Source organism: Ileibacterium valens, from assembly GCF_001945525.1.
GTDB classification, from domain to species: Bacteria; Bacillota_I; Bacilli_A; order Erysipelotrichales; family Erysipelotrichaceae; genus Ileibacterium; species Ileibacterium valens.
This window is the reverse complement of the sequence record NZ_MPJW01000041.1, coordinates 1-7810: the sequence shown is the minus strand read 5'-3', so window position 1 is coordinate 7810 and position 7810 is coordinate 1. Positions and strand designations below refer to the sequence as shown.

Below are 7810 nucleotides of genomic sequence, written 5' to 3'. Positions count from 1 at the left end.
TTGAGTATTGAAACTCATAATTCCCTAATGTGAAGTGGCTTATATCAATAATTTCAACTAATGAAGTTGAAAAGTTGAGGTCGGTATCGGATAGAACAATTTGTTTGCTTACTGAATCGTAGGCTTCAAACATATAATGGTGATCCTCCGAAACACCTTTATATAAAACCGCTCCATTAAGTTCATTGTTTCTGATTCTTAAGATCGTTTCTTCAATCATTTCAATTCTGTTTTCGTGTTCCTGAATCATTTGTTCGAGTACTGAAAATCCGAGGTTCTGGCTTTTAAGCAGTTGAAGAATGTCAATATAAATCTTCTCTTTTTTCATAAAAAATCTCCTTTATTTATCGATTGACAAATGATATTTAGTTGTTTAAGTTATCGAACTAAATACCAAATTTGTTAAAGAAAAAGCACCCAGAGCGTTAAGCTGAAATAACCAAGTGTTAATCAACTTGACGCCCAAAATGGGTGCTTTTATATAACCACGAACATCAAGTCCAAATAACGACATAACTCAACCACTTTTTTTGAATAAACGAATTATTTTAGTTGGTTCTCAGCTTTTCATTGCTCGCTTTCCTGGAAATTCCTCAATGTATTCCATCTGTTTTCAATAGGTACTTAGGACTCTTGCTTAGTTGATTCTCGAAAAGAGCGAGCCCTAAAAACAAATCTCCTGCAAAGAAAAAGTTCCCGTCCTTTTCAGGCAACGGGAACTTTTCAGACACATACATCGATTCATGCATCAAGACAATAATGAATTTTCAATGCAAGTCCAATCTGAAGCGAATACATCGATACAGGCAATAACTTATAACTCTGATATCTCGCCCGAAAATTCAACATCAGGTCCTGGCTTCTGGTTGACCAGATGAATGATGGCTTCATAACTATGGTTTCCATTATATTCCCCATAGAAATTTCCATCGTATTTCTTCGCCACGGACTGCAGAATCTGCTGACCATATCCATGTCCGTAAATCTTCTTTTCTTTATTCTTTAGTGCCGTATTGCGACAGGTTATGACCAGAAGATCATGAACGGCTCTTCCCTTTAAAATGATGCTAGTCCTTGTCTTTTCTGAACAAGGACTCTGCTGAACCTGAATACAGGAGCGAATCGCATTATCTAAAAGATTTCCAAAAATTCGGCATAGATCCAGAGGATCGATTTCAAGTTTTTCCGGAATCCGCAGCTCGGTTGAAAAGTGAATATTTTCTTTAAGAGCATGTGCTTCTTTTAATAAGACAATCGCATTAACCACTCGGTTAATGCAAATTGTTTTTTTGTTTCTGGTTGAATCGTTCATTTCCTGACTGGTAAGATCGATGGCATCCTTGAACCGGTTGCTTTCAACCAGGTTGATCAGCTGTAACACCCCCTCTCGACAGTCATTGAGAATCATCAACCGTTGTTGATGATTCTGGTGGTTCAGATCATATATATTTTTTTGAATCGATAGAAGTTCAATGGATTTTTCCAGTTCACTTTCTGATTTTTGATTGACTACATTAAAGCTGAGCAGAGAGGCAGCGAATAGGATTGAACTGCTGGTAATTAATGTTCCAAATAATGTCTGTACATTGTCTTTTGTTGAATGGTCAAAATCCAGATTCATTACGACGATCAGATAGAAAAACAGAAATGCAGTGCTCAGCCATATGATTAGCAGGATTTCTGATTGAGAATCCGCCTTTTTGCGTGTCAAGGAAAACCCAACCGCAATCTTTGCGATAAGTCCAATCAAGATCATCGTCATGATAAATGGAATAATCATTGTTTTTGTCCAATCCGGGGCCATCTGAGTCAGATCCAGCTTGATCAGCAAAGTCAGAAGTTCTGCAGCCGTAGCAGTTGCATAGTAAAAGAAAAACGCCAGGAATGCTCGTTTTAGATTGCTTCGATACCAGTAGATATTTAATCCGACAATTCCAATCACATTGGCCGCCAGGTTGATCATAGGCCAGATCCGGTAATGCAGCAGATAAGAGGGAAAACAAATGACAATGGCCAAAAACCAGTAACTCAAAATTCGTCCAAGCAGAAATCCCCGTTTTGGAAACGCCTTTCGATAGAGAATTTCCATCATAATTCCAGTGCTGAGTCCATCTAAAGTCATCACAAGATATTGTAGGAAGTAAACCTGTTGGCTCAAAACATCCTCTCCTTTCATTTTTCGGGCATTGATGATCGTCCTAAATTACAGAATTCCAGAGATTTCAGGTATCTGTTGAAATTTCAGATATCCCTACTCTAAAAAAGATCTCGAAATATCGACATGGTATTTCGAGACCTTTAGGTCCTGCGATCTTATTTTATGTTAAATGATCGTACCTGAAGCTGAATCCTTTTTCAGGCAGGTTCTTATTCTGTATTCAGTAAACGATAGCTTTTGTTTGAGAATTTGAAAAGTCGACTTCAGAAACCGGTTTCTGATTGACCAGATGGATGATTGCTTCATAGCAGCCATTTCCAGCGTATTCCCCACAGAAATTTCCATCATATTTTTTGGCCACGGACTGCAGAATCTGCTGCCCATATCCTTGTCCGTAAATCTTCTTTTCCTTATTCTTTAACGCCGTATTGCGGCAGGTAATGACTAAAAGATCGCGAAATAATCTTCCCTTCAGGACAATCTCTGTCTGGATTTCCTGAGATTTTTTTGAATCGTTTTGTTGAAACTGAATGCAGGAACGAATGGCGTTATCTAAAAGATTTCCTAGAATCCGGCATAAATCCAGAGGATCGATGATTAGATCTTCTGGAATCAACAATTCAGTCGTTAAGGAAATACCGGCTTTTCTGGCTTCTGCTTCTTTAGCCAGTACAATCGCATTTACAACTCGATTGGCACAATAGAGTTTTTTCTTTTTACTGTTTTGCATAATTTCCTGGCCAGCCAGTTCAATCGCATTCTGAGTCTGATGGTTTTGAACGTAATCAATCAGCTGACCAATCGCATTGGAGTAATTATCTCGAACAACTAAAATATCCTGATGATTCTGACGAAGCTGCTCATAAAACTTCTTCTGCAGCGATGACAGTTCAAGAGAACGGTTTAATTCCCGATTTGAATTGGTGTTGATCACATAAAGACTCAGAATAATTCCGGCTAAAACAGAAAATCCTGATCCGATAAACAATCCCACCGAATATAAAAGCTCATTGTTATATTCGTTATCAACGCTGAATATGACTAAAAAATAAGCCAGGATATAAGCCATGCTCAGCCAGATCAGAACAAGGAGCGCTGAATTCGTGTCTGCTTTCTTTTTTGATAACAATAAGGCGACAGAAATTTTGGCGATCAGAGCAATCGCAAACGTAACCATAATGACTGGAATAAATAAATTCTGAGTCCAGTCAACTGCATGATAGAACGCTTCTGGAAACAACAGTAAAGTGATCAGTTCCGATGAAGCAGCTGTCACAATATAGAAGAAGAAAGCAAGGAATGCCTTTCTAAACGAGCAGTGATAATAGTAGATATTCAGATATACAATGCCTGCAATATTTGCCGCCAGATTGAAAGATGGCCATATTTTGTAATGCAGCAAATAAGAAGGTAAGCAAATCAAAGCGGCTAAAAGCCAGTAACTCAGAACCCGGCCCAGCATGAATCCTCTTTTTGGATTAGAGCGTCGATAGAGAATCTCCATCATAATTCCTGTGCTTAAGCCATCCAGACTCATGACAATATATTGAAGAAAAAACATCAGTTCATTCAAAAGATCATCTCCTTCCAAATTGAATAATCATCTTTCTATCCATGTTCATTTCAATGTTTATTTCAATGTTTATTTCTATGTTCATTCGCTAAATCTCTGAACTTAACAATCGATCTTACGATAACTGATCCATTTTGCTTTTCCGGATCCTGATCCAACCGTTAACTATAATGAAAAATGACAGGTCAAAATTAGACAGATCAAAAATAGTAAACAGCTCTTCAGTAAGGATAGAAACGAAGAATTCATCTGAGTACCGATATAATTGAAGAAAACATAAAACTGGCAACAAAACTAAATCTTGAAAGCCACTGAAACTTAAGGAGGAACAATATGAATAAACCTGCAATCGCATTTATCGGACTTGGGGTGATGGGAACCGGTATGGCCAGAAATTTAATGAAAAATGGCTATACTGTCCATGCCTGGGCCAGACATCCTCAAAAGCCGAATGTTCAGGCCTTGAAAAATGAAGGAATCATTCTTCACGAAACGCTGCAGGAAGCATTAAAGTCAGCTGATGTCGTGATTACAATCGTAGGTTATCCGCAAGACGTTGAATCACTTTATCTGCAACCTGATGGAATTCTTGATCACCTTGAATCAGGAAAGTATGCGATTGATATGACGTCATCAGATCCTGAACTGGCAAAAACCATCCATGAAAAAGGCAGAGAGCGAGGAATCCACGTTTTGGATGCCCCGGTAACCGGAGGAGATGCAGGGGCTAAAAATGGAACACTCAGCATTCTGGTAGGAGGCAATCCCGAAGACTTTGAAACTGTTCTTTCAGTCTTTGAAGCGATGGGAACAAATATCCGGCGGTTTGGAGAAGCCGGCAGTGGGCAAAAAGCCAAACTGGCCAATCAGATTCTGATTTCCGGAACGATGGCCGCTCTAGCAGAAGCCTGGACCTACGCCAAAGAAAGTGGTCTGGATCTGGAGCTTTTATACGATGCCCTCAAAACCGGAGCGGCAGGAAGTAAGTCAATGGACTTATACTGGCCAAGGCTTCTAAAAAATGACAAAGAACCTGGATTTTATGTTAAGCATTTCATTAAGGATATGAATCTTGCCCTCAATCAAGCCGAAAAGCTGGACCTGGACTTACCAGTCCTTGAAAAAACTCGCGATGAATATGTATCGCTTCATGAAGATGATCTAGGAACCCAGGCCCTGGTGGATTATTACGATCCTAAAAAGAAGTAGCTTCAACCATCTCAATCTGGATATTCATACAAACCAAAGAAGAACCAACTAAAGCGATAATACAACATTATCGCTTTTTTGGTATATCTTCTTTATATTATGGTCAAAACAAAGTCATAATCGAACCTTTTTTGGAAATTCCTGGACAATTTGATATAGGTCATCCATCAAAAAACAAAAACAGGATAAGAACGAATTTATTTCGCTTATCCTGTTAGTTCGTATTATAAAAATCAACCCAAAATCATGGCTATCAGTTTTCGAGTTTATTAGCGGTTTCTGCAATCAGTTTGATAATTGGCAGATGTTGAGGACAGACGCTTTCACACTGACCACAGGCAATACAGGAGCTGGCTAATCCACTCTCACCTGCTTCAATCATCTGCTTGTAAAGCTTTTTAGGACCGTTTAGACTGTCCGGATACATTCTGGCTAAATTCAGCGCTTTGAACAGCTCCGGAATATGAATCTTTGAAGGACAGCCATCTATACAATAGCTGCAGCCTGTACAAGGTACCGTATTTCGGTGGCTGAGAATATAAACGACTTCTTCGATGGCTTTTCTTTCCTGATCGTTGAGTGATTCAAAGTGAGTAATCGTATTGACATTGTCCTTGAGCTGTTCTTCAGAAGACATTCCGGATAAAACCGTCATGACTCCGGGTAAACCTGCCGCAAAGCGGATCGCCCATGAAGCCTGGGAATGATCGGGATGAATGGCGGTAAGGATATTCGAAACTTCATCATCGAGATTAGCAAGCGTACCGCCTTTAACCGGTTCCATGATGATCATTGGAATATTACGGCTTCTTAAAATTTCATACAGTCTGCCGGATCGAACAACCGGATTATCCCAGTCGAGGTAATTGAGCTGAATCTGGACAAACTCAACTTCTGGATGCTGATCGAGGATCTCTTCAAGTAATTCAGGAGTTCCATGAAATGAAAAACCAAAATGACGAATTTTCCCTTCAGCTTTCTTCTGTTTCGCCCATTCAAAACAATCCAGATCGACATAGGTGTTGTAATTTGTTCCATCTTCAACCGCATGCAGCAAATAAAAATCAATGTAGTCAGTTCCTAAACGATCCAGCTGTTCATTAAGAATTCGGTCACGGTCTTCTTTGGTTTTCATTGCCCAGGCAGGCAGTTTATCCGCAAGATAGAAAGACTCTCGTGGATATCGGGTAACTAAAGCTTCTTTTAAAGCCCCTTCGGATTTTCCTCCATGATAGACATACGCCGTATCAAAGTAATTCAGACCATTTTCAAGATAATGATCAACCATGCGTTTAACCTGCTCAATATCAATGATTTCATCTCTAAGAGGCAGACGCATCATTCCCATCCCTAATTTAGGCATGGTTTCTAGATTTTGTATTGTCATTCTACCCTTCTCTTCCCTTCTTTTTTTCTCCCCTGTTTTAACCGGGCTTTATATAAACATAACTTCTCAGAATTCAGTCAGATGAATCGAATTTAGAGCTGGTGATTCTTGAATATTCAATCCACTCTGTCAGTCAATCCTTCTGTTTGATCTTTTGATGTAAAAGCCAAAAAGACAGACTTTAACGCAGCAATGAAAGTCTGTCGGAATGGATCGACTCAACTGAATCCTATCCTTATTTCATGGTAACAGAATTCAAAAGATCTGAGTCAGTCATTTTTAAGTTTGAGATCTCAACAGTTAAAAGAGACTGGTTGATATTCTATGGTTCACTCGAATCAGAATTTCAAGCCCATTTTCAGTCTTGCTCTGCTAAAAATTATTAATCCATTTGTCCATTCGATGTAAGCCGGTCTCAGACATTTCTATCAGAGTGGCAGTATCTAAAATGCAGTATATGAAATATCGAACAGCCAGGTACAAGCTAGATTATTTATTAAGCTGTATTAAAATACTCGTTTAACCATTCAATGACTTTATATTTTATTGCTGTTCAATAACATCAAAAGTTTCTTCATCCGAATTTTCTGAATCAAGAATTAGATAATATGAAAGGCCCCCCAGAAGCCAATTCGTGGATTTAGATGGATACTTAGGGTGTATTCAAAAGTAAACGTCATTACCACATGACTTAGGAGGACCTATATGGCAAGCTTACTTTTTATCGGATGCGATGTCCACAGTAAAACAATCAGTTTAGATACTTTCGATCGAGATTCTAATACACATAGTCACCAGACAAAAATTAATAATGATCCACGATTGATCTGGAAGTATGCCAAGAAAATCGAATCTGAAGTTGAACCTGGAACTCAACTCGTTTTCGGTTACGAAGCTGGGTGTCTTGGATTTTCTTTCCATGAAAGAATTACGAAAATGGGCTTTGAATGCCGGATTATGGCGCCAACGACAATCCGTCTGGCTCAGACAGACCGCGTTCGCAAAACGGATCGCAGAGATGCAAAATCTCTGGCTGAAGCATTAGCCTATGACACCTATAGATCTGTTTATGTTCCTACTCAGGAAGATCAGGAAGTTCGCTCATTTATTCGTCTTCGTGAAGATACTCAGGAAACCATTAAGAAGTTCAAACAGCGGATTAATGCCTTTATGTTGAAACTTGGCTACACCTTTGATGAGGGAAAGACCAAGTGGACTATAAAACACAGAGATTGGCTTAAATCCCTGGAGCTGTCTCCAATGAATCGCGAGGTGCTCGACGAGTATCTTATTACTCTTGAGGAGCTTGAGACCAAAATTGCTCGATATGATGAGCGAATCACCGAAATGTCCAAACAGGAAAATTACAATGAACTGGCTAGTTCCCTTTCGTGCTTCAAAGGAGTAACCAGGCCCATCGCTATGCGGATCATTACTGAAATTGGAGATTTTAATCGCTTTGCAACAGCTGGAGAATTTGCCT

At 39.2% G+C, this 7810-nt stretch carries 6 protein-coding genes; 2 read left to right on the top strand and 4 right to left on the bottom strand.

Annotated features, from left to right (window positions below; all coding sequences use genetic code 11):
- The 3 genes from BO222_RS01175 to BO222_RS01165 form a co-directional block, all read right to left on the bottom strand.
- Nucleotides 1-328 (bottom strand): hypothetical protein (locus tag BO222_RS01175; RefSeq protein WP_143356863.1); only part of this gene is annotated, 328 nt, incomplete at its 3' end.
- 486 nt (nucleotides 329-814) lie between these two features.
- Nucleotides 815-2158 carry a GHKL domain-containing protein gene (locus BO222_RS01170; protein ID WP_158024531.1) on the bottom strand — a complete coding sequence of 448 codons (1344 nt, stop codon included), beginning with the start codon at nucleotides 2156-2158 and terminating at the stop codon, nucleotides 815-817.
- 220 nt (nucleotides 2159-2378) lie between these two features.
- Nucleotides 2379-3749 carry a GHKL domain-containing protein gene (locus BO222_RS01165; RefSeq protein ID WP_075817635.1) on the bottom strand — a complete coding sequence of 457 codons (1371 nt, stop codon included), beginning with the start codon at nucleotides 3747-3749 and terminating at the stop codon, nucleotides 2379-2381.
- Between the two features lie 315 nt (nucleotides 3750-4064).
- Here BO222_RS01165 and BO222_RS01160 point away from each other — a divergent pair, with 315 nt between their 5' ends.
- Complete coding sequence (locus tag BO222_RS01160; protein ID WP_075817633.1) at nucleotides 4065-4940, top strand: NAD(P)-dependent oxidoreductase; 876 nt, start codon at nucleotides 4065-4067, stop codon at nucleotides 4938-4940.
- Nucleotides 4941-5193: 253 nt separating this feature from the next.
- On the opposite strand, the gene BO222_RS01155 is transcribed toward BO222_RS01160, so the two are convergent.
- A complete protein-coding gene (locus BO222_RS01155; protein ID WP_075817631.1) occupies nucleotides 5194-6327 on the bottom strand; it encodes an aldo/keto reductase in 1134 nt (377 codons plus the stop codon).
- Between the two features lie 705 nt (nucleotides 6328-7032).
- Between BO222_RS01155 and BO222_RS01150 the strand changes: the two genes are divergently transcribed.
- Nucleotides 7033-7810 (top strand): IS110 family transposase (locus tag BO222_RS01150; RefSeq protein WP_075817629.1); only part of this gene is annotated, 778 nt, incomplete at its 3' end.

Bases quoted from the DNA above. Each gene is read 5' to 3' on its own strand.
- BO222_RS01160 (WP_075817633.1), top strand. From the start codon at position 4,065: ATGAATAAACCTGCAATCGCATTTATCGGACTTGGGGTGATGGGAACC.
- BO222_RS01155 (WP_075817631.1), bottom strand. From the start codon at position 6,327: ATGACAATACAAAATCTAGAAACCATGCCTAAATTAGGGATGGGAATG.